The organism is Pseudomonas sp. NFR02 (genome assembly GCF_900119375.1).
GTDB lineage: Bacteria > Pseudomonadota > Gammaproteobacteria > Pseudomonadales > Pseudomonadaceae > Aquipseudomonas > Aquipseudomonas paracarnis.
In genome coordinates this window covers 298,676-321,239 of the sequence record NZ_FPJJ01000002.1, presented here as the reverse complement: position 1 = coordinate 321,239, position 22,564 = coordinate 298,676, and the positions used below count along the sequence as shown (strand labels likewise).

Here is a 22,564-nt window from a genome sequence, read left to right as displayed (position 1 = left end):
ACCCTTATGCACCCACACATGATCAAACTGCTGAGCCTCTCGGGTCTGACCCTCGGCCTGCTCGCGGCCAGCCAGGGCGTACGCGCCGATGAAGTCAAAGCTCCTACCTTCACCGCTGAACCCTGCTGCAGCCTGTGCCCCGCCGCCCATGACGCGAAGAACTACACCACGCGCTACCAGCAGAACTTCACCACCCTGGTGCAAGCCCAGGGCGACTGGCTGTTCCGTACCCAGGAAGACCTGCGCACCGAGTTCGACACCACCCCGGCCGGCTACAAGCGCATGCAGCAGCTGCACGATGCGTTCAAGAGCAAGGGCGTGGAACTGGTGGTGGTCTACCAGCCGACCCGTGGCCTGGTGAACCGCAACAAGCTCAACCCTGAGGAAAAGGCCAAGTACGATTTCGACAAGGCCCTGACCAACTACAAAACCATGCTCGGCCGCTTCGCCAAGATGGGCTACGTGGTACCAGACCTGTCGCCGCTGACCAACGAACAACTGCCGGATGAATTGCCAGCCCACGATTTCTACTTCCGTGGCGACCAGCATTGGACTCCGTACGGCGCCCAGCGCACCGCGAAAATCGTCGCGGCCAAGGTCAAGCAGATGCCGGAATATGCCGAGATTCCCAAGCGTGAGTTCGAGACCAAGCGCTCGGGCCGCATGGGCAAGACCGGCACCCTGCACAACATGGCCGGGCAACTGTGTGGCACCAGCTATGCGATCCAGTACATGGACCAGTTCACCACCGAGCCCAAGGGCGAAGCCGGCGACGGCGACCTGTTCGGCGATTCGGGCAACCCGCAGATCACGCTGGTGGGCACCAGCCACAGCGGCAAGAACTACAACTTCGCCGGTTTCCTGGAAGAGGAAATCGGGGCCGACATCCTCAACGTCGCCTTCCCCGGCGGTGGCCTGGAAGGTTCGATGCTGCAGTACCTGGGCAGCGACGAATTCCAGAAGACCCCGCCGAAGATCCTGATCTGGGAATTCTCGCCGCTGTACCGTCTCGACCAGGAAACCATCTACCGCCAGATGATGGCGCTGCTGGACAACGGTTGCGAAGGCAAGACCGCGCAGATGTCGGCCAGCACCACGCTCAAACCGGGCAAAAACGAACTGATGGTCAACAGCGCGAACAAAGACCTGCGCAACGCCAACCATCAGGTCGATATCCGCTTCGCCGATCCGTCGGTGAAAACCTTGCAAGCCACCCTCTGGTACATGAACGGGCGCCACGAGGACATCAAGATCGAGAAACCCGAAACATCCGATACAGACGGGCGTTTCGCCTTTGAACTGCGCACCGATGAAGACTGGGCCTCGCAGAACTTGCTGGCCGTGGAAGTGCAGGGCCCCGAAGCGGGCGCTGCGGCGCAGAAGGTTGAAGCGAAAATTTGCACACGCAACGTATTCCCAAGCGGTGGTCAGCAGACCGCCCAACTCGGGAAGTGAGGTTACTTATGCAAAAGTTATTGCTCCCTGGCCTGCTGGGCCTGGCCATGTTCGCAGGTTCCGTCAATGCAGCGGCGCCACTGCGTCCACCCCAGGGCTATTTCGCACCGATCGAAGCGTTCAAGACCGGCGACTTCAAGAATGATTGCGACAGCATGCCAACGCCCTACACCGGGCCGTTGCAGTTTCGCAGCAAGTACGAAGGTTCCGACAAGGCCCGTTCGACCCTGAATGTGCAGTCGGAAAAAGCCTTTCGCGACAGCACCGCCGACATCACCAAGCTGGAAAAAGACACCAGCAAACGGGTGATGCAGTTCATGCGCGACGGCCGTCCACAGCAGCTCGAATGCACCCTGAACTGGCTGGTGTCATGGGCCAAGGCCGATGCGTTGATGTCCAAGGACTTCAATCACACCGGCAAGTCCATGCGCAAATGGGCGCTGGGCAGCATGGCCTCGGCCTATGTGCGCCTGAAGTTCTCCGAGTCGCAGCCACTGGCCAAGCACCCGCAGGAAGCCCAGCAGATCGAAGCCTGGTTCAACAAGCTGGCCGACCAGGTGGTGAGCGACTGGGACAACCTGCCCCTGGAAAAAACTAACAACCACTCGTACTGGGCCGCCTGGTCGGTGATGGCAACGTCCATCGCTACCAACCGCCGCGACCTGTTTGACTGGGCGGTGAAGGAATACAAGGTCGGCGTGAACCAGGTCGATGACCAGGGTTTCCTGCCGAACGAATTGAAGCGCCAGCAACGCGCCCTGTCGTACCACAACTACGCGCTGCCGCCGCTGTCGATGATCGCCAGTTTTGCGCTGGTCAACGGCGTGGACCTGCGCCAGGAAAACAACAGCGCGCTCAAGCGCCTGGGCGACAAGGTGCTGGCCGGGGTGAAAGACCCGGACATCTTCGAGCAGAAGAACGGCAAAGAGCAGGACATGAAGGACCTCAAGGAAGACATGAAATTTGCCTGGCTTGAGCCCTTCTGCACCCTCTACACCTGCGCACCGGATGTGATCGAACGCAAGCATGGCATGCAACCGTTCAAGACCTTCCGCCTGGGCGGTGACCTGACCAAGGTCTACGACCCGGCGCATGAAAAAGGCAACAAAGGCAGCTAGTCGCTGATCGTTCCCACGCTCTGCGTGGGAATGCAGCACGGGACGCTGTGCGTCCCAAAGCGTGGCGCAGAGCGCCACAAGAGGCATTCCCACGCAGAGCGTGGGAACGATCACAACCTCCCCCGACATCGTGGGGGGTTTGGGGGGGCTCTGGCCCTTGACTGTTGGTTAAACATGGAGAGATCGGGATGGTTTTCTCGTCCAATGTGTTCCTGTTTCTGTTCTTGCCGATCTTCCTCGGCTTGTACTATTTGAGCGGGCAACGCTATCGCAATCTGCTGCTGCTGATTGCCAGCTACGTGTTCTACGCCTGGTGGCGAGTGGACTTCCTGGCGCTGTTCGCCGCAGTGACCCTGTGGAATTACTGGATCGGCCTCAAGGTCGGTGCCGCCGGTGTACGCACCAAGCCGGCGCAGCGCTGGCTGTTGCTCGGGGTGGCGGTCGACCTGTGCATCCTCGGCTACTTCAAGTACGCCAACTTCGGCGTCGACAGCATCAATGTAATGATGAAGTCGGCAGGCCTGGAGCCGTTCATCCTCACTCACGTGCTGTTGCCGATCGGGATCTCGTTCTACATCTTCGAGTCCATCAGCTACATCATCGACGTGTACCGTGGCGACACCCCGGCGACCCGCAACCTCATCGACTTTGCGGCGTTCGTGGCGATTTTCCCGCACCTGATCGCCGGTCCCGTGCTGCGCTTTCGCGACCTGGCCGACCAGTTCAACAACCGCACCCACACCCTGGATAAATTCTCCGAGGGCTGCACGCGGTTCATGCAGGGTTTCATCAAGAAGGTCTTTATTGCTGACACCCTGGCGGTGGTGGCCGACCATTGCTTCGCCCTGCAAAACCCCACTACAGGCGATGCCTGGCTCGGCGCGCTGGCCTATACCGCGCAGCTGTACTTCGACTTCTCCGGCTACAGCGACATGGCCATTGGCTTGGGCTTGATGATGGGTTTTCGCTTCATGGAAAACTTCAAGCAGCCCTACATCAGCCAGTCGATCACCGAGTTCTGGCGGCGCTGGCACATCAGCCTGTCCACCTGGCTGCGTGACTACCTGTACATCACCCTGGGCGGCAACCGCAAAGGCACCCTGACTACTTACCGCAACCTGTTCCTGACCATGCTGCTCGGTGGTCTGTGGCACGGCGCGAACATCACCTACATCGTGTGGGGCGCCTGGCACGGCATGTGGCTGGCGATTGAAAAAGCCATCGGGCTGAACACCGCACCGCGCAGTTTCAATGTGCTGCGCTGGGCCTTTACCTTCCTGCTGGTGGTAATGGGCTGGGTGATTTTCCGCGCCGAAAACCTGCACGTTGCCGGGCGTATGTACGGTGCGATGTTCAGCTTTGGCGAGTGGTCACTGTCGGAACTCAACCGCGCCAACCTTACCGGCCTGCAAGTGGCAACCCTGGTGGTGGCCTACGCAACCCTGGCGTTTTTCGGTCTGCGCGACTTCTACACCAACCGCCCTGCCGACAAGGCCAAGCCAGCCGACCCGAGCCTGATCAAGGCCGTACCGGGCGACAACCCTGGCAGCATCCACGAGCCCGGTTTCAGCGTGGGCCGTGACGCTGCCGTGCAACCGGCCTACTGGACCGCTGACTGGCCACGCTACGCCATGCGCGCGGCGGTGCTGCTGCTGTTCGTGGCGTCGATCCTGAAACTGTCGGCGCAGAGTTTCTCGCCGTTCCTTTACTTCCAATTCTGAGGGAGCCGACCATGACCCGTTCATTACGCGTCCTCTACATAAGCCTGTTCCTGGTGCTGTTGCTGGCACTCGGCGCCTGGTCGCTGCGCAGCTTCTTTGGCTTCAGCACCAACGCCGATGCCACCGTGCTCAACGGTCGCTGGACCAAAGCCGTCGAGACCCACTACGACGACGAGTTCCCGATCAAGCGCCTGGGCACCAACCTGTGGGCGGCGCTGGACTACAAGCTGTTCAATGAAGGCCGCCCTGGCGTGGTGCTGGGCCGTGATCACTGGTTGTACAGCGACGAGGAATTCAACCCCGCCGTCAACGAAGACCAGAACCTGCAAGGCAACTACGCGCTGGTCGAAGGCGTGCGCCAGAAGCTCAAGGCCCAGGGTATCCAACTGGTGATGGCGATCGTGCCGGCCAAGGTACGCCTGTATCCGGAGCATTTGGGTGAAGTCAAACCGGCCAGCGTGCACGCCAACCTGTACCAGGACTTCCATGCCCGAGTGGCGGCGGACAACATTCCAGCTCCAGATCTGCTCGGCCCGCTGCAACAGGCCAAGCTCGCCGGCAAGCAAGTGTTCCTGCGCACCGATACTCACTGGACACCGGACGGTGCCGAAGTCGCCGCCAAGCAATTGGCCAAGGCGATTGCCGACAAAACCCCACTGAGCGGCGAGCCGCAGCGTTTTGTCACCGAGGCTGAGAAAACCGAGCCACATAAAGGTGACTTGCGTTTGTTCCTGCCCCTGGACCCGCTGTTCGAAAACCTGATGCCACCTAAAGAGCCGCTGGAAAAACGCGTCACCCACCTGGCCGAAGAGAAAGGTGATGACGCGCTGTTCAGCGACAGCGAAACCCCGGTGGCCCTGGTGGGCACCAGCTACAGCGCCAACCCCAACTGGAACTTCGTGGGTGCGCTCAAACAAGCCTTGCACAGCGACGTGGTCAGCTACGCCGAAGATGGCCACGGCCCGATCCTGCCGATGCTCAGCTACCTCAAAAGTGACGACTTCAAGAACAGCCCGCCTCAGGTGCTGATCTGGGAGTTTCCTGAACGTTATCTGCCTATCAACAACGAAATCGGTGATGCCGACCCAGCCTGGGTTGCGCAGCTTAAACAAGCCGGTTCGCGCCAACAGAACATGGCAATCAACACACCTAAATCCGAGACGCCCGACCGGGCGCAAAACTGAAAGAGAGGTAACTCACATGACTTTCACTACTACTCCTCGTCGTCTCGCTAAAACCCTGGCTATCGCAGCAGGCCTGAGCGTCGTATCCCTGTCGGCCTTCGCTGCCGGTGACGCCGCCCTATACGGCCCGACTGCACCAAAAGGCTCCAGCTTTGTGCGTATCTACAACGCCAGCAACCAGGAAGTCAGCGCCACCGTCGGCAGCACCAACCTCAGCGACGTTGCGCCACTGGCCAGCAGCGACTTCAGCTTCATGCCGGGCGGTGACTACAGCGCCAAGGTCGGCAGCCAGACCCTGCCGGTCAAGCTGGCCGCCGACCACTACTACACCCTGGTCAACAGCGGCAGCGGCCAGCCGCAGTTGATCGAAGAGCCACCGTTCAAGAACAAGCAGAAATCCCTGGTGCGCGTACAGAACCTCAGCGACAAGGCCCTGACCTTGAAGACCGCCGACGGCAAGACCGATGTGGTCAAGTCGGTGGCCGCCAAGGGCCGTGGCGAGCGTGAGATCAACCCGGTGAAAGTGAGCCTGGCGCTGTATGACGGTGACAAGAAAGTCGGTGATGTGAAGCCGGTTGCGTTGGAACGCGGTGAAGCGGCGGTGCTGTATGTCACCGGTTCTGGTTCGAGCCTGTCGCCAGTGTGGGTGAAACGCCCAGTGTCGACCCGCTGATTATTTCCCTGAGTTGACACGCCCCCTTGTGGGAGCTGGCTTGCCTGCGATGGCGGTCTTGTAGGCGCCATCGCAGGCAAGCTAGCTCCCACACTGACCGGGGTTCAACTCAGGACCGAGACAAAAACAAGAGTGAAACGACAAACCTTCGTAGCTCTGACCCATATCGATTCAAGGAGAAACACCATGATCCCAGTAATCCTTTCCGGTGGTAGCGGCTCACGTCTTTGGCCGCTTTCGCGCAAACAGTTCCCCAAGCAATTCCTGGCCCTCACAGGCGAGCACACCTTGTTTCAGCAAACCCTGGAGCGCCTGGTATTCGAAGGCATGGACGCCCCCATCGTGGTCTGCAACAAAGATCACCGTTTCATCGTCAACGAGCAACTGAGCGCACGCAAGCTCGACTGCCAGCGCATCCTGATGGAACCCTTCGGCCGCAACACTGCGCCGGCCGTGGCCCTGACCGCGATGATGCTGGTCAACGAAGGCCGTGACGATTTGATGCTGGTACTGCCCGCCGACCACGTGATCGACGACCAGAAAGCCCTGCAACGCGCACTGGCCCTGGCCACCGTGGCCGCCGAGCGGGGCGAGATGGTATTGTTCGGCGTGCCGGCCACCCGCCCGGAGACCGGCTACGGCTACATCAAGTCCACCAACGATTCGCTGCTGCCTGAAGGCGTGAGCCGCGTGCAACAGTTCGTGGAAAAACCCGATGAAAAACGTGCGGTCGAGTTCGTCAAAAGCGGTGGCTACTTCTGGAACAGCGGCATGTTCCTGTTCCGTGCCAGCCGCTTCCTCGAAGAGCTGAAAAAGCATGACCCGGACATCTACGACACCTGCGTGCTGACCCTGGAGCGCAGCGAGCAGACCGCCGATACCGTGACCTTCGACGACGCCACCTTCGCCTGCTGCCCGGACAATTCCATCGACTACGCCGTGATGGAAAAAGCCCAACGCGCCTGCGTCGTGCCCTTGGCCGCTGGCTGGAGCGATGTGGGTTGCTGGGCCTCGCTGTGGGCGGTCAACGATAAAGACGCCAACGGCAACGTGAGCAAAGGCGACGTGGTGATCCAGGACAGCCGCAACTGCATGGTGCATGGAAACGGCAAACTCGTGTCGGTAATCGGCCTGGACAACATCGTGGTGGTGGAAACCAAAGACGCGATGATGATTGCCCACAAGGACAAGGTCCAGGGCGTCAAGCAGATGGTCAACACCCTCAACGAGCAAGGCCGCAGCGAGACCCAGAACCACTGCGAAGTCTATCGTCCGTGGGGTTCCTACGACTCGGTGGACATGGGCGGGCGTTTCCAGGTCAAGCACATCTCGGTCAAGCCGGGCGCGTGCCTGTCGCTGCAGATGCACCACCACCGCGCCGAACACTGGATCGTGGTCAGCGGCACCGCCGAAGTCACCTGTGACGACAACGTGTTCCTGCTCTGCGAAAACCAGTCCACCTACATCCCGATCGCCTCGGTGCACCGCCTGCGCAACCCGGGCAAGATCCCGTTGGAGATCATCGAAGTGCAATCGGGCAGCTATCTGGGTGAAGACGATATCGAGCGCTTCGAAGATATCTACGGGCGCTCGACACCGGTTGAACGTGGCGTGTCGGTGAAAACTATCGCGCAGTAAAACAGTCGTACAAGAAGCCCTCGCCCAGCCCATTGCGTCCCCTATCCGCAGTGGGTTGGGTGGGGGCTTTTTACTGCTCGTTCCCACGCTCCGCGTGGGAACGCCGCCTGGGACGCTCCGCGTTCCGATTCACATCCGGTGCATGGGTGACGCGTCACGGGATGCATTCCCACGCAGAGCGTGGGAACGATCGAGCTGGCTTGCCTGCGATGGCGTCCGTGCGGCCAACACAATGCTCAAGCTAAGCAATCCCACCTACGCTTAAGTTAGGATGCTGGTTCCCTATTCGAGGTGGTCTCCATGTTCTTCGGCGTTCTCCTGATCATCACCTGGCTGATCCTGCTGCTGCGCTACCCAGCCAAGGCGCTGCCGGTATCGTTGGCCGCGGCCGTCGGCCTGGGGTTTGTCGCAGTGTGGGTGGTATGGCTGGACAACCGCGAAGCGTCGCAACTGGCGCGCCTTGAACTGCGCATCACCTACGCCCCACAGGAATGCCCGGCCGACCGTCCTTTAAAACTGACCCTGAACAACGGCAACGACGTGCCACTGACCGAACTGCGCTGGCGCGTCGCCGCCTATGCACCGGGCGATACGGTCAACCTGGCCGACAATGTCTACGCCGCCCCACGCTATCGCGGCCCCGGCGAGTTGCAGGCGGGCGCCACCTGGGATGACTGCCTGCCCACCCCGCCGCTGCGTCCCGGCTATCGCCCACAAACCCTGGAATTTCGCGCCGAGCACCTGCAAGGCAGTTTCTCGGACTGACAAAGGATGGACCCATGCCCAATGTACTGATCACCGGTTGTTCCAGTGGCATCGGCCGTGCCCTCGCCGACGCATTCAAAGCCGCAGGTTTCGAAGTATGGGCCAGCGCCCGTAAATCCGATGACGTCGCCGCGCTTACTGCCGCAGGCTTTAATGCCCTACAACTGGACGTCAACGACAGCGCCGCCCTGCAACGCTTGTCCGAGCAGTGGGGCGAGTTGGATGTGCTGATCAACAACGCTGGCTACGGCGCCATGGGCCCATTGCTCGACGGCGGTACCGAGGCGATGCAACGCCAATTCGAAACCAATGTGTTTTCCATCGTCGGCGTGACCCAGGCCTTGTTTCCCGCCCTGCGCCGCAACAAGGGCCTGGTGGTGAATATCGGCAGCGTTTCCGGCGTATTGGTGACGCCGTTTGCCGGCGCCTACTGCGCGTCCAAAGCCGCTGTGCATGCGTTAAGCGACGCCCTGCGCATGGAGCTGGCACCGTTTGGCGTGCAGGTGATGGAAGTGCAGCCTGGTGCGATCAATACAAGCTTTGCAAAGAATGCCGGCGCCCAAGCCGAATTGCTGATCCACGAACAGTCGCCATGGTGGCCATTGCGCGAGGGCATTCGGGCACGTAGCCAAGCGTCCCAGGACAAGCCAACCCCAGCCAGTGAGTTTGCTGCAGAGGTGCTCAAGGCGGTGCAGCAAGCGCAACCGCCGCGCCTGTTGCGTTCGGGCAACGGCAGCCGCGCGTTGCCGTTGATGGCGACGCTATTGCCCAAGGGGTTGTTGGAGATGGTGTTGAAGAAGCGCTTTGGTTTGAGTGGCAGCCTCTAGCCCTTCATAAAATCAATAAACGCCCGCACCTTCAGCGGCAGGTGCCGGGTATCCGGGTACATCGCGTAGACCCCTTGGGGGGCGAAGCGATGATCCGCCAGCACACGCACCAGCCGTCCGGCCTCCAAGTCTTCCTGCACCAGCCATTGCGGCAGAATCGCCACACCGTGGCCGCGCACAGCAAATGCCTGGAGCACTGCCGCACTATCAGCCACCAACGCAGCAGGCCCGGCACGGTATTGATGTTGAATGCCCGCCGGGTCGGTGACGCTCAGTTCGGTCAAGCGGCCATGGCCCAACCGGGGGATCTGCTCCAGCTCTTCCAGGGTCTGAAGCCCGGCAAACTGCGGTGCCGCAACAGCAAACACATCGAACGTCGACAACTGCACCGCTCGATGATTGGAGTCCAGCAGGCGCCCCAGGCGAATCGCCACGTCAAAACGCTCGGAGATCAGGTCGGCATGGGTGGAGGATGTGGATAAGTGGATATTCAGGTCCGGGTGCAGGCGGCGAAAGGCTTCTACCGCCGGGGCAACGACGGCCAGGGCATATTCGACAGTGGTGGTGATGCGCAGCGTGCCCTTGAGCTGAGCATGCTCACTGCGGGCTTCTTCTACCGCCAGGCGGGCCTCTTCAAGCATGCGCGTGCAGCGCAGGTAAAAGCGTTCGCCGGCATCGGTGAGCGCCAGTTGGCGGGTGTTGCGGGTCAGCAGGGTGACGCCGAGTTCCGCCTCCAGGCGCTTGAGGTTGAAGCTGACCACGGCGCGAGTCTGGCCCAGCAGGTCCGCGGCAGCAGTGAGCGAGCCGGCCTCGACCACAGCCTTGAAAGTGTCAAAACGGTCCAGGCTGACCATGATGGACGCCCTCCTTTGTCAAAATATTTTTGACAAACTAGCAGGCAAACCGACGTATCCCAAACCCTGCTTGCAGCCTACCCTGCCGGCTTCACTTGCAGGAACGCGTTCATGACCTACCGCTCGAAAGTCGCCTGGATCTTTTTATTGGGTTTTGCCCTGGACCTGGTGAACATGTTTGTTGCCACCGTCGCCTACCCGGATATCGCCCGCGAGCTGCACGCCTCGGTCACACAGTTGGCGTGGATCAGTAATGCCTACATGCTCGGGCTGACAGTGATCATCCCCTTGAGTGTGTGGTTGGCGGCGCTCATGGGCGAGCGCACCCTGATCGCTTCCAGCCTGCTGCTGTTCGCCGGCGCCTCGGTGATGGTGGGCCAGGCCGGCTCCATTGAGGCGTTGATAGGCTGGCGCGCAGTGCAAGGGCTCGGTGGCGGTTTGCTGATTCCCGTGGGCCAGGCCATGGCTTACCGGCACTTCCCCGCCGCCGAGCGCAGCCAGCTGACGGCGCGGGTGATGTCTGTGGCGTTGCTGGTGCCGGCACTATCGCCAGCATTGGGTGGGGTGATTGTCGACACTGTGTCATGGCGCTGGATTTTCTACGCCAACTTGCCACTGGCCTTGGTGACCCTGCTGCTGGCCTTGTTGTGGATAAAACCCGACGCGCCCACCCGCGTGCGCCCACCTCTGGACCTGAGCAGCATTTTCAAACAGGTTGCCAGTCCGATGCTGCGCGTGGCGATGCTCGTCTACCTGTGCATACCCGGGGTGTTTATCGGCACCAGTCTGATCGCCATCCTTTATGTGCGCAGCTTGGGCTATGACGCCACCCAAACCGGCGCGCTGATGTTGCCCTGGGCGCTGGCCTCGGCAGTGGCAATCTACCTGAGCAAAAAACTCTTCAATCGCTGCGGCCCCAAACCCTTGTTGCTGGCGGGCATAGCGCTGCAATGCGCTGGCATCCTGTTGCTCAACGAGCCCGCGCTGATTATTGCGGCCTACGTCTTGATGGGCCTGGGCGGCAGCCTGTGCAGCAGCACTGCGCAAACTCTGGCCTTTCTGGATATTCCCGCCGAGCGCATGGGCCACGCCAGTGCGTTGTGGAACATGAACCGTCAAGTAAGCTTCTGCGTCGGCGCCGCCGTGCTCAGTGCAATACTGTCGGCCTTGGATTCCTTCGCCATAACCTTCACGATGGCGGCAGCTCTGACCCTGTTGCCGCTTTTCGCAGTGTTGCGCCTGGATGCTTCCAGAGTACGCACGCTGCTTCACCCTTACAGCGAGCCCAAGCATGATTGACTACAGCGATTTTTTTGAAGAAGTGATCCAGACCCACGTCGAGATCGAGCAATGGTTTGCCGGGGTTGCGCCTCAGGGCACGCTGGAAAATCTGCTCGCGCGCTTCTCACCGGAGTTCAGCTTGATCGCCCCCGCCACCGGTACGCGGGTCAACAGGGCCGGGGTCAATGCGTTGTTTACGCGCCTGGGCGGGATGCGTCCGGGGTTGAAAATCACCTTGAGTGAAATGACCGGCATCGACCGCCATGCGCGCGGCGCCACGGTGACGTATCGCGAGCATCAGATTGACGACAGCGGCACTCAGACCGACCGCCGCGCCACGGTGGTGTTCGAGAAACAGGCCAGTGGCGCGCTGCTGTGGCGACACTTACATGAAACCTTTATCAAAGCCTGACACGGTCAACTGTGGGAGCAGGTAAGCCCCCCCACAGTTTAGTTTTGTGTTGGGTTGACGATCACGGTGCAGGTAATCCCTGCCGCCAACAACACGCCTTCCGGCACTTCATCAATGTGAATCCGCACCGGCACGCGCTGAGCCAGGCGCACCCAGTTGAAGGTCGGGTTCACATCGGCGATCAGTTCACGGCTCTCGGGGTTGTCGCGGTCGTAGATGCCACGGGAGATGCTTTCCACATGGCCCTTCAAGGTCTCGCCGCTCATCAGCTGCATATCGGCTTTGTCACCCACCCTCACGTGGGGCAGTTTGGTTTCTTCGAAGAAGCCATAGACCCAGAACGAGTTCATATCCACCACAGCCATCTTCGCTTCGCCGATACGCGCATAGTCGCCACGGTGCACGTTGAGGTTGGTGACATAACCGTCCACCGCCGCCAGCACTCGCGTGCGTTTCAAGTTGAGTTCGGCGGCCTCCAGTTGCGCCAGGGCGTGCTGGTAATCGGCCAGGGCCGAGTCGGCGATGTTGCTGGCGTCGTCGCGGTTTTCCCTGGAGATCACTAGCGCGTCCAGGTCGGCGCGGCGGTGCGCGTTGACCTTGCGCATTTCCCAAGTGGCCTTGCGGGAGGCCACCAGCGATTGCGCTTGCTTGACGGCAATGCGGTAGTGCTCGGGGTCGATCTGCATCAGCAGGTCGCCTTTTTTCACCAACTGGTTATCGCGTACCGGCACGTCCACCACTTCGCCGGTAACGTCAGCCGCCACATTGATAATGTCGGCGCGCACGCGACCATCGCGGGTCCACGGCGTTTGCATATAGTGCACCCACAACGTGCGGCCAATCCAGATCGCCAACGCCAGCACCAGCAAGGTGGCGAGCAGGCTGAAAAACTTTTTCATCGGGGCATTCTCAACGGTAGACGCTCAGCGCCAGGGCGCCGAACAGGCAAGCGAACAGGCTCAGGCGCAGCAGCGCCGGGTGCCAGAAGAAACGGTACAGGTCGAACCCGGCCAGGAAGCGGTCAACCGCCCAGGCCAGCCCCGCTGCGATCAAGAACATCAGGGTCATGGTCGGCATATAGATGCCGTGGAATGCAATTTCACGAGGCATTCGGGGCTCCTTTGAGGGCGGCCAGAGGCGATTGCGGGTCGAGCAACGAGGTGCGAATAAAGTGCAGGTAGCTCTTCACCCGGCGCAGGGCCGAGGTGTCGAAGTGCGGGGCGAAGGGTTCGTCGGTGGCCTGCACGCGGCTGATCGCATGGTCGACGGCAATCAACCCGCGCTCCAGGTTGCTGGCGCTGGGTTGCAGGAACAGCCGCACCAGCGAGCGTCCCATCACGCGGATCGCCTGGCGCCATGGCTGCGACTCGGCATACGCCGGGTGCACCGGCAAAATCGCCTGCTCCTTGCGCAGTTCGATGATCGCGTGGCCGACCTCCAGCACCACGAACATCCAGCGCAGCAAATCGCGTTGCACCTGCGGCTGGCCGGCCGCGAGGCCATACGCTTGGTGCAGCAGGTCGCGGGTGCGGCTTTCAAAGCTCGACGCCAGGCCCTTGAGCTTGCCGCTGATGGCATACACCACCTGCTCACGCAGGTCTTGCTCCAGGCGGCGCCACAACCAGCGGCTGTTGGGCGGCAAAATGATCGCCCCCGCCGCCGCGCATACCAGCATGCCGATGACCATGGCGATGTAGTCGTTGATAAAGGTGTAGGGGTTATAGACCGTGAGGTTGTCGGGCACCGAGCCGGTGCTGAAGAAGATCAACAGGCCCACACCCACACCGGCGTATTGCGGGCGGGAGGAGAGGAAGGCACCGAAGATGATCACCGGCGCCAGCATCACGCACAGCAGCGGGAAACCGTCGATCCAGGGAAACACGAAGAACATTTCGACAAAGCCGACCAAGGCGCCGATCAAGGTGCCGCAGGCCATCTGGAACGCCATGCGCTTGGGGTTGGGCGTGGCAGCAGACAGGCCCACCGTGGCCGCCGCGATCAGGGTCATGGTGGCGCCGCTGGGCCAGGCCGTGGCCACCCAGTAACTGCCCAGCACAACCAAGATAAACGAGGCGCGCACACCGGCAGCGGCACAGGCCAGCCAGTTGGTCTTTGGCGTGTAGGCTTCGTGCCAATCCTCCCGCGCATGGCGATGCTCGGCCAGGGACGCGTGGGTTTGCGCGTAGTTGTGCAGGTCGTCGACGAAGCGGTACAGCAGCTCGTAGGCAGTGTGGAAATCCAACTGCTCGGCGTCCGTCGGGTTGTCTTCCTGGAAGCTCGCCCGCAGGCTGCGCACCTTGGCGGGCAGGCCGTCCTTGTAGGCGCTCAGTTGGTTGACCAGGCGCGCGGCATCCAAGCTGGTGAGGGCGCGGCCAGAGAAGCCGTCGAGCACTTCGGCCAGGTCTTGCAGGCCGGGCTTGATCGCTGCCACTACATGGTCGGCCTCATCGGCGCGCAAGCGTTCAAGCAATTGGTGCAAGGCGTTGAAGCGCGTGGTGATGCTCATGAATTCGCTGTTAAGGCGACTGAGCCGCCCGTTACGCCGACGCATGTGCGGGTCTTCGAACACGGTGACGCTGCGCAGGCCTTCCAGCCCCACGGCTTCGGCAATAAAGCGCACGTTGCTGGCCTCGAAACCTTCGCGTTGGCTGCGCCCGCGCAGGCCATCGGTCACAAACAGCGCGAACACACCGAAGCGCTGGTACAGCGCGTTGCGCATGGCGGCGCTGGAGGTCTGCGGCAGGATGGCGGCGCTGACCAGTGTCGAGCACAGTATCCCCAGGGAGATTTCCAGCACCCGCCACACCGCCGCCATGAAGGCGCCGTCCGGATGGGCCAGGGCCGGCAGGCCGACCATCGCCGCGGTGTAGCCGGCGAGCACGAACCCATAGGCGCGAAAGTTGCGGTTGCGCGTGGCGCCAGCGGTGCAAATGCCCACCCAGATCGCCAGCGCACCGAGGAACAGTTCGGTGTTCTGCGCAAACAAAGCGATCAACAGCACCATCACCGCCGAGCCTGCCAAGGTCCCGAGGAAGCGATAGAAACTCTTGGCGAACACCTGGCCGCTCTGGGGCTGCATCACGATAAATACGGTGATCATCGCCGTGCGCGGTTGCGGCAGTTCCAGGCGCATCGCCAGCCACAGCGTCAGGAACGCAGCGACCAGCACTTTGAAGATATACACCCAGGTCACGCCATCACTGCGTGCCCAGTCGAAAAAACCACGGCGCCACTCAAGGGAATGCAGCCAGCGCAGCGGTGCAGGCAAGGGAGTCATCAAGGCCTACTCAGTGATCAAAGACGGCGAGCGCCGCCGGAGTCTTGCTTGGGAGTGTCTTGGCAGCCGTGGCCACATCGTCGCCAGCACCGAGGCCGCCGCCCAAGGCGGTCACCAGCTCGGCATGGGCGCTGAGGCGTGCCGCCTGCACCTGTTGTGCGATCTGCTGCTGGCGAAACAACAAGGTTTGGGCGTTGAGCACGTTGAGGTAATCAGTGAGGCCACGCTGATAGGCGATCATGGCGATGTCGTAGGTTTTCTGCGCCGAGGCCACCGACTGCGCGGCAAAAACCGATTGCTTGTCCATGGATTCGCGGCGGATCAACTGGTCGCTGATGCCCTTGAGCGCATTGACCAGGGTCTGGTTGTACTGGGCCACCGCGATGTCGTAGCCGGCACTGGCTTCACCCAATTGCGCACGTAGACGGCCGCCGTCGAAGATCGGCAAGGTGATCGCCGGGCCGACGTTGTAGTTGAATTTCTTGCCGGCCAGAAACTCCAGCATACCGCCGCCGGTGGCCATGTAGCCGAGGCTGCCGACCAGGTCGACGTTGGGGTAGAAGCCTGCATGAGCCACATCGATACCCCGTGCCTGGGCCGCTACCTGCCAGCGACTGGCGACCACGTCCGGGCGTTGGCCGAGCAATTGCGCCGGCAGGCTGGAGGGCAATTTCAACGGCGCGGCGAGGGCCAGGGTCGGGCGCTGCAACTGCGCGCCCTCCCCCGGGCCTTTGCCGGCCAACGCCGCCAGTTGGTTACGGCTCAGGGCGATTTCCTCGTCGAGGGCATCCAGTTGGCGATGGGTTTCCGGCAGCGGGGTTTCGGCTTGGCTGACGTCAAAGTGAGTACCGATCCCGGCGGCCAGGCGTTTGTTGGCCAGGTCCAGGATCTGCTGTTGCTGGGCCAGGGTGGCGGCCGCGATGTCACGGTTGGCGTACTGCAACGACAGCTGGATATAGGCGCGCACCACGTTGTTTTGCAGTTCGAGCTGGGCCAGGCGCGCTTCGGCGGCGCTCATGTGCGCCAGGTCGACGGCGCGTTCGGTCGTGTTGCTTTCCCGGCCCCAGAGGTCGAGGGCGTAGCTCAGGCCCAGGGACGAATTGTTGTCCCAGGTGTTGGCGCCGCTCAATTGGCCGGGGCCGTAGAACTGATCCTTCGGCCAGTTGTGGCGCTTGAGGGTGGTGTCGCTGTTGACCTGCAGCGACTCGGCCGACTCGGCCACGCCGGCCAGCGCCCGGGCTTGGCGTACGCGGGCGGCGGCCACGGCCAGGCTGGGGCTGTTGCGGGTGGCGAGTTCGACCCAACGGTCGAGCTGCGGGTCGCCGTAGGCCTGCCACCATTGGGCGGTGGGCCAGTGGGCGTCGCGGTCGGCGCTCTGGATCGCGGCGTCGGTGGCCAGGGTATTGGCGTTGATCGCCTGGCCTTGCGGGGCGATTCCTCCGGTTCCGATGCAACCGCTGATGACTGACGTTAAAGCCCAAACACTGAGAGTCTTCAGCTCTCTGCTGATGCGACGCGGCACGGCAAGCGAATTCCTGAGAGGGTGTTGCGGGAGAGGTGGCGCAATTCTAGGCGGCGCCAGGGAGGACGATAAGCTGGCATTCCTGTGAATCTTTGTTACCGTTCAGGCGATAATCCGTTGGTAGGGATCACTGAAAGCGTAACTTTCTGTCACAATTTGCTATCTCCCTTGAGAACACTCCATGGACACTTTGCAAAACATGCGCGCCTTCAGTTGTGTGGCCGAAGCCGGCAGCTTCACCGCCGCCGCCGTGCAACTGGACACCACCACGGCCAACGTCTCGCGCGCGGTCTCCAACCTTGAGGCCCACCTGCAAACCCGCTTGCTCAACCGCACCACCCGACGCATCGCGCTGACCGAAGCCGGCAAACGCTATTTGCTGCGCTGCGAGCAGATCCTCGCCTACGTCGAAGAGGCCGAGGCCGAGGCCAGCGACGCTCACGCGCGCCCGGCCGGGCAGTTGAAAGTGCACACCATGACCGGCATCGGCCAGCATTTCGTCATTGACGCCATTGCCCGCTACCGCCGCACCCATCCCGATGTGACCTTCGATCTGACCCTGGCCAACCGCGTGCCGGATTTGCTCGATGAGGGCTACGACGTGTCCATCGTGCTGGCCAGCGAACTGCCGGATTCAGGTTTCGTGTCCCAGCGCCTGGGCATCACCTACAGCATCGCCTGCGCCTCGCCGGACTACGTCAAGGCCAAGGGCTGCGCGCAACGCCCCCAGGACTTGCTCAACCACGCGTGCCTGCGCCTGGTCAGCCCGGTGGTCCAGCTGGACAAATGGACTTTCAACGGCCCTGAAGGCCAGGAAAGCGTGGCGATCAACAGCTCGCCGTTCCTGGTGAACTCGGCCGACGCAATGAAAACCGCGATCACCAGCGGCATGGGCGTCGGCCTGCTGCCGGTGTACGCCGCCATCGAAGGGCTGCGCAACGGCACGCTGGTGCGGGTGATGCCGACCTACCGTTCCCAGGAGCTGAACCTGTACGCCATCTACCCCTCGCGCCAATACCTGGATGCAAAGATCAAAACCTGGGTGGAATACCTGCGCGGTTCGTTGCCGGAAATTCTGGCGGCGCACCAGGCGGAGTTGGTGGCGTATGAGTTGAGCGGTGGTGTGGGTAGCGTGCGGATGGCGAACTGATTTTGGCATGCTGCTTCCCCGCCCCCTATAAATTCATTGTGGGAGCAGGCAAGCCAGCTCCCACATGTTGAGTGGAGTTCTGCAATGAAAAAGACTGTCCTGGCCTTCAGCCGTATCACCCCGCCCATGATCGAACGCCTGCAACAGGATTTCGAGGTGATCGTGCCCAACCCCAAGCTGGGTGACATCAACGCACAGTTCAACGAAGCCCTGCCCCATGCCCATGGCTTGATCGGCGTGGGCCGCAAGCTGGGCCGCGAGCAGCTTGAAAGCGCAAGCAAGCTGGAGGTGGTGTCCAGCGTGTCGGTGGGCTACGACAACTACGACGTGCCGTACCTCACCGAGCGCGGGATCCTGCTCACCAACACCCCCGATGTGCTCACCGAGAGCACTGCCGACCTGGCCTTTGCGTTGCTGATGAGCAGCGCCCGCCGCGTGGCCGAATTGGACGCCTGGACCAAGGCCGGCCAATGGAAAGCCAGCGTGGGCGCGCCTTTGTTTGGTTGCGATGTGCACGGCAAGACCCTGGGCATTGTCGGCATGGGCAATATCGGCGCGGCCGTGGCCCGGCGTGGGCGCCTGGGCTTCAACATGCCGATCATTTACAGCGGCAATAGCCGCAAGACCGCGCTGGAGCAGGAACTGGGCGCGCAGTTTCGCAGCCTGGAGCAGTTGCTGGCCGAGGCGGATTTCGTCTGCCTGGTGGTGCCGTTGAGCGACAAGACCCATCACCTGATCAGCACTCGGGAGCTGGGGTTGATGAAGCCCAGCGCGATTCTGATCAATATTTCCCGTGGGCCGGTGGTGGATGAGCCAGCGCTGGTCGAAGCCCTGCAAACCCAACGCATTCGTGGCGCCGGGCTGGATGTGTATGAAAAGGAACCGCTGGCTGAATCGCCGTTGTTCCAGCTGAGCAATGCGGTGACCCTGCCGCATATTGGTTCGGCCACCGGTGAAACCCGCGAAGCCATGGCCAACCGCGCCGTGGACAACCTGCGCAGCGCCCTGCTGGGCCAACGCCCGCAGGATCTGGTGAACCCACAGGCCTGGAAGGGCTGATACTGGACTTAATGTGGGAGCTGGCTTGCCAGCTCCCACATAAACAGTGCCCGACACAAAAATCCGGTTAAAGCCCAGGCCAGCCAAGTCGATAACTCTCTATAGATCGTCATCCCTGATCCACAGAAGGTTTTTATGTCCACCACCAAAGCCCGCGCAGACTCACTCTCGCTTCTGCTCTTTACCTTGCGCAGCGGCAAGCTGATGGCCATCAACCTGTTGAAAGTCAGTGAGATCATCCCCTGCCCGCCGTTGACCAAGCTGCCGGAGTCCCACCCGCACGTCAAAGGCATCGCCACCTTGCGCGGGGCTTCACTGTCGGTGATCGACCTGAGCCGCGCCCTGGGTGAAATGCCCTTGCAAGACCCGGACGGCGGCTGCCTGATCGTCACCGATGTCAGCCGTTCCAAGCAGGGCCTGCATGTGCAGGCGGTGAGCAAGATCGTGCATTGCCTGACCACCGATATCCGCCCGCCGCCCTACGGCTCCGGCGGCAATCGGGCGTTTATAACCGGGGTGACCCAGGTGGAAGGTGGCCTGGTGCAGGTGCTGGATATCGAGAAAGTCATCCACGGCATCGCCCCGGCACCGATTGAAGCGGCGCCGACCGACCTGACCATGGAAGAAGCCGAAGTGCTGGGCAACGCCCGCATCCTGGTGGTGGACGACAGCCAGGTGGCTTTGCAGCAATCGGTACACACCCTGCGCAACCTCGGCCTGACCTGCCACACCGCCCGCAGCGCCAAGGAAGCCATCGACGTGCTGCTGGAGCTGCAAGGCACGGTTGAACAGATCAACGTGGTGGTGTCGGACATCGAAATGTCTGAAATGGACGGCTACGCCCTCACCCGCACCCTGCGCGAAACCCCGGATTTCAAGGACCTCTATGTGCTGTTGCACACCTCCCTGGACAGTGCGATGAACAGCGAAAAAGCGCGCCTGGCCGGCGCCGACTCGGTGCTCACCAAGTTCTCATCCCCAGAGCTGACCAAATGCCTGGTGGTCGCCGCGCAAACCGTGGCGCAAAAGGGGCTGTAAGCCTTGGCCGAGTATTACCAGTTGCTGCGTCGCGACCTCACCGGCAGCCTGCCCGCCCCGCAGTGGCCAGCGAATACCCGGCTGGATCATTATCGCGATGAGCTAGCTCCGGCGATCCATGCCGTGCTGCGCATGACCCAGGACCAAGGCGGCGGCCGTGTCGGCCACCTGGAGGAGTGGCGCCAGCAGTTCGTCACCGATGCCGACTACGACCCGACGCTGTGTCTGGTGGCGAGTAACCGCGACGGTATTCTCGCAGTGGCACAATGCTGGACCAGCGCCTTTATCAAGAACCTGGCCGTACACCCCTGTGCCCAAGGCCAAGGGCTGGGCCGCGCCTTGCTGCTGCACAGCTTCCAGGTGTTCAAGCAGCGCAGCGAACCCTATGTGGACCTCAAGGTGCTGGAGAGCAACCTGCGCGCCCGGCAACTGTACGAAAGTGCGGGCATGCGGTTTGTGCTGCGCGACATCGTATCCAAGGGCTGATCCTCACTGGCGCATAACTTGCTTCCAGAGCCCCTGAGCGGTAGATAAAGGTAAAAACCCGTCACCCCTCAAGCGTGCCCTCTGACCTTGCCTGGTGACAGATCCGCCATGAACACACACTTTTCCTGCGTCGGTTGCGGTAAATGCTGCAGCGACCATCACGTGCCCCTGACCCTCGAAGAAGCCCGCAGCTGGGCGGCGGACGGCGGCAACGTCATCGTTCTGGTCGAGGGCTTTCTCGGCAATGGCCTGGGCCTGCCCCTGCAACAACGGGAACACGCTGAGCGCCGCTCAGTGGTCGTGCCCAGCGGCAGTACCGAGGCGTTTGTGGCAATTACCTTTGCCGCCTACAACGCCGGACGCTGCCGGAATCTTGACGAAGACAACCGCTGCCGCATCTACGAACGGCGCCCGCTGGTGTGCCGCATCTACCCGATGGAGATCAACCCGCATATCCCGCTGAACCCGAGCGCCAAGGACTGCCCGCCCGAATCCTGGGAGCAAGGCCCCGCGCTGATCGTCGGTGGCGAGTTGATGGACGCACAACTGGCCGAACTGATTCGCCGCTCACGCCAGGCCGACCGTGATGACGTGCAGACCAAAGAAGCGGTGTGCGCGTTGCTCGGCATCCGCACGACCGCGCTCAAGGGCGACGGGTTTACCGCGTACTTGCCGGATATGCAGGCGTTTGCCCAGGCTATTGAACAGGCGGTTGAACAGCCGGCGGTGACCAATGAATGGGTGTTTCATGTATCCGGGATGGACGTCGCCGAACAGGTGCTGGATGCCGGAGCGCAAATTGCCACTGAGGTGCCAGCCAATTATGCGTTTATCTCGTTGAGGGCGGCTTAAGCCGCTGCGGCCTCATGACGGTATGGGTATCTAATTCAACTTCGGGTGCAAAGCTGCACACCCATTAGCGCTCATGGACGGGCGGGCAATACACCGAGGCGATAGGGCTGGAGGATGCGTTGGTATTCGCCATTCTGCATCAGTTGCTCAAGCGCATGATTAAGCTCATTACGCAACGCGGTATCGGTTTTTCGCACCGCGATCGCCACGCTATTACCCAGCAGGCCAGACGACACAGGCGGGCCCATGAAGTCGAAGTCCAGGCCATCGGCCGTGTCGAGCAGGGCTTCACGGATCTCCACGACGCCTTGCAGGGTCGCATCGATATCGCCCGAAACCAGGCTCTGCACCAGTTGGTCGTTCAGCCAAAAACTCCTGATGATCACTCCCGCCGGCGCCCACTGCGACAGGGCGTAGGCTTCACGATTACTGCGCACCAACACCCCGACCCGCTTGCCCTTGAGCAAGCGCCGATCAGGGCGCAGGCCTGAGGTTTTACGCGCCACCAGCCGCGTGGTGATCGGGTAGAGGTCATCGGTGAAACTCACCCGTTTGCGCCGACGACAGGTGGGCGCCATGCCCATGATCGCGTCGAACTGCCTGGCTTCAAGGGCCGGGAAGTTTTCCATCACGACCTGGTCAACCCAGGTACAGCGCACGTTGAGCTGCTCGCAGAGGGCATTGCCCAGTTCGATATTCAGCCCCACCAATTGCCCTTGGGAATTGCGGCTTTGAAAAGGCGGGAAATGCGCGGCAACGGCGAAACGGATTTCACGCCGCGGTTGCACGTCGGCGGCAACGACACTTGTCGAGAGCAAGAGGGCGAGCACCGCACAGAGGTGTATCAGGGCCACGGGAATGTCCTTTTCCGGAAAGCTGACTCACCACGCCCCGATGAGCGTCATCGGGACGAAGCAAACGCTGTGCAAGCTTTCAAGAATCGGTCGCGGACCTACAAGCAGAAATTTCTACGGGCAATGTAGGTAACAGCCTATAACGCACCTACGGTTTTAATCTCAGCGTTTACCCATGGACCGGCGAGTGCCCGGAGGCGCCATGCCCGGCGTCTTGGTATGGCCGTTCTTGGCGCCGCCTTTGTACCAGGGCTGGCTGGCATTCTTGGCGCCAGCTAGCTCGCCCGGTTTGAAGGGGAACTTAAACGCCGGGATCTCGGTTTTTTCAACGCCGTCGGCGGTGGCCGAATCGACGAGGTCAGCCGCGTCGACAGGGGGTTGGGTTGGGGAAGTCATAG

22 protein-coding genes are annotated in these 22,564 nt (G+C 61.6%); 15 read left to right on the top strand and 7 right to left on the bottom strand.

The features are described from left to right. Positions 1-6 precede the first annotated feature (6 nt). The 8 genes from BT199_RS07215 to BT199_RS07180 all read left to right on the top strand — a co-directional run bounded on the left by BT199_RS07215 (position 7) and on the right by BT199_RS07180 (position 9,381). Positions 7-1,455 (top strand): alginate O-acetyltransferase, encoded by a 1,449-nt coding sequence (locus BT199_RS07215; RefSeq protein ID WP_060763580.1) that lies wholly within the window; start codon positions 7-9, stop codon positions 1,453-1,455. Positions 1,456-1,463: 8 nt separating this feature from the next. Beyond that, complete coding sequence (locus BT199_RS07210; protein ID WP_014717003.1) at positions 1,464-2,573, top strand: mannuronate-specific alginate lyase; 1,110 nt, start codon at positions 1,464-1,466, stop codon at positions 2,571-2,573. A 188-nt stretch (positions 2,574-2,761) separates the two neighbouring features. After that, on the top strand, positions 2,762-4,294 hold the full coding sequence (locus tag BT199_RS07205; RefSeq protein ID WP_014717002.1) for an MBOAT family O-acyltransferase: 1,533 nt from the start codon (positions 2,762-2,764) through the stop codon (positions 4,292-4,294). A gap of 11 nt (positions 4,295-4,305) precedes the next feature. Next, a complete protein-coding gene (locus BT199_RS07200; RefSeq protein ID WP_014717001.1) occupies positions 4,306-5,478 on the top strand; it encodes an alginate O-acetyltransferase in 1,173 nt (390 codons plus the stop codon). A 16-nt stretch (positions 5,479-5,494) separates the two neighbouring features. Beyond that, the gene (locus BT199_RS07195) at positions 5,495-6,151 is read left to right on the top strand and encodes an alginate O-acetyltransferase AlgF (RefSeq protein WP_014717000.1); all 657 of its coding nucleotides are present in this window, start codon (positions 5,495-5,497) and stop codon (positions 6,149-6,151) included. Positions 6,152-6,337: 186 nt separating this feature from the next. Next, positions 6,338-7,789: a mannose-1-phosphate guanylyltransferase/mannose-6-phosphate isomerase gene (locus tag BT199_RS07190; protein WP_072434203.1), complete on the top strand. Its 1,452-nt coding sequence runs from the start codon at positions 6,338-6,340 to the stop codon at positions 7,787-7,789. 300 nt (positions 7,790-8,089) lie between these two features. Then, positions 8,090-8,554, top strand: a complete 465-nt coding sequence (locus tag BT199_RS07185; protein WP_072434202.1) for a multidrug transporter — start codon at positions 8,090-8,092, stop codon at positions 8,552-8,554. Positions 8,555-8,568: 14 nt separating this feature from the next. Beyond that, positions 8,569-9,381, top strand: coding sequence for an SDR family oxidoreductase (locus BT199_RS07180; RefSeq protein ID WP_072434201.1), 813 nt, complete (start codon positions 8,569-8,571; stop codon positions 9,379-9,381). Here BT199_RS07180 and BT199_RS07175 read toward each other — a convergent pair. Beyond that, a complete protein-coding gene (locus BT199_RS07175) occupies positions 9,378-10,235 on the bottom strand; it encodes a LysR family transcriptional regulator (protein WP_014716996.1) in 858 nt (285 codons plus the stop codon). The genes BT199_RS07180 and BT199_RS07175 overlap by 4 nt on opposite strands. Positions 10,236-10,346: 111 nt before the next feature. On the opposite strand from BT199_RS07175, the gene BT199_RS07170 reads away from it, so the two are divergent. Continuing rightward, positions 10,347-11,534, top strand: coding sequence for an MFS transporter (locus BT199_RS07170; RefSeq protein ID WP_072434200.1), 1,188 nt, complete (start codon positions 10,347-10,349; stop codon positions 11,532-11,534). Next, positions 11,527-11,928 (top strand): nuclear transport factor 2 family protein, encoded by a 402-nt coding sequence (locus BT199_RS07165; RefSeq protein ID WP_072434199.1) that lies wholly within the window; start codon positions 11,527-11,529, stop codon positions 11,926-11,928. The genes BT199_RS07170 and BT199_RS07165 overlap by 8 nt, the downstream gene beginning before the upstream one ends. Positions 11,929-11,966: 38 nt before the next feature. Here the strand turns inward: BT199_RS07165 and BT199_RS07160 are convergent, their stop codons facing one another. From BT199_RS07160 to BT199_RS07145, 4 genes are read right to left on the bottom strand one after another with little or no spacing between them, the layout of a single operon-like run. Continuing rightward, the gene (locus tag BT199_RS07160) at positions 11,967-12,827 is read right to left on the bottom strand and encodes an efflux RND transporter periplasmic adaptor subunit (RefSeq protein WP_014716993.1); all 861 of its coding nucleotides are present in this window, start codon (positions 12,825-12,827) and stop codon (positions 11,967-11,969) included. A 10-nt stretch (positions 12,828-12,837) separates the two neighbouring features. Beyond that, complete coding sequence (locus tag BT199_RS07155) at positions 12,838-13,038, bottom strand: DUF1656 domain-containing protein (RefSeq protein WP_003188711.1); 201 nt, start codon at positions 13,036-13,038, stop codon at positions 12,838-12,840. Next, a complete protein-coding gene (locus BT199_RS07150) occupies positions 13,028-15,205 on the bottom strand; it encodes an FUSC family protein (RefSeq protein WP_014716992.1) in 2,178 nt (725 codons plus the stop codon). The genes BT199_RS07155 and BT199_RS07150 overlap by 11 nt, the downstream gene beginning before the upstream one ends. A gap of 10 nt (positions 15,206-15,215) precedes the next feature. Beyond that, entirely contained in the window at positions 15,216-16,727 is a 1,512-nt protein-coding gene (locus BT199_RS07145; protein ID WP_072434198.1) for an efflux transporter outer membrane subunit, read from the bottom strand. A gap of 181 nt (positions 16,728-16,908) precedes the next feature. Here BT199_RS07145 and BT199_RS07140 point away from each other — a divergent pair, with 181 nt between their 5' ends. The 5 genes from BT199_RS07140 to BT199_RS07120 all read left to right on the top strand — a co-directional run bounded on the left by BT199_RS07140 (position 16,909) and on the right by BT199_RS07120 (position 21,312). Next, positions 16,909-17,877 (top strand): LysR family transcriptional regulator, encoded by a 969-nt coding sequence (locus BT199_RS07140; RefSeq protein WP_014716990.1) that lies wholly within the window; start codon positions 16,909-16,911, stop codon positions 17,875-17,877. Positions 17,878-17,961: 84 nt separating this feature from the next. After that, positions 17,962-18,936 (top strand): 2-hydroxyacid dehydrogenase, encoded by a 975-nt coding sequence (locus BT199_RS07135; protein ID WP_014716989.1) that lies wholly within the window; start codon positions 17,962-17,964, stop codon positions 18,934-18,936. 135 nt (positions 18,937-19,071) lie between these two features. Continuing rightward, positions 19,072-19,974, top strand: a complete 903-nt coding sequence (locus tag BT199_RS07130; protein WP_014716988.1) for a chemotaxis protein CheV — start codon at positions 19,072-19,074, stop codon at positions 19,972-19,974. Positions 19,975-19,977: 3 nt separating this feature from the next. Beyond that, positions 19,978-20,460: a GNAT family N-acetyltransferase gene (locus tag BT199_RS07125; RefSeq protein ID WP_072434197.1), complete on the top strand. Its 483-nt coding sequence runs from the start codon at positions 19,978-19,980 to the stop codon at positions 20,458-20,460. 108 nt (positions 20,461-20,568) lie between these two features. Continuing rightward, positions 20,569-21,312, top strand: a complete 744-nt coding sequence (locus BT199_RS07120; protein WP_072434196.1) for a YkgJ family cysteine cluster protein — start codon at positions 20,569-20,571, stop codon at positions 21,310-21,312. Between the two features lie 71 nt (positions 21,313-21,383). On the opposite strand, the gene BT199_RS07115 is transcribed toward BT199_RS07120, so the two are convergent. Both BT199_RS07115 and BT199_RS07110 read right to left on the bottom strand, forming a co-directional pair. Beyond that, the gene (locus BT199_RS07115) at positions 21,384-22,166 is read right to left on the bottom strand and encodes a transporter substrate-binding domain-containing protein (RefSeq protein WP_072434195.1); all 783 of its coding nucleotides are present in this window, start codon (positions 22,164-22,166) and stop codon (positions 21,384-21,386) included. Between the two features lie 162 nt (positions 22,167-22,328). Further along, complete coding sequence (locus BT199_RS07110) at positions 22,329-22,562, bottom strand: hypothetical protein (RefSeq protein WP_014716984.1); 234 nt, start codon at positions 22,560-22,562, stop codon at positions 22,329-22,331. Positions 22,563-22,564: the final 2 nt, after the last annotated feature.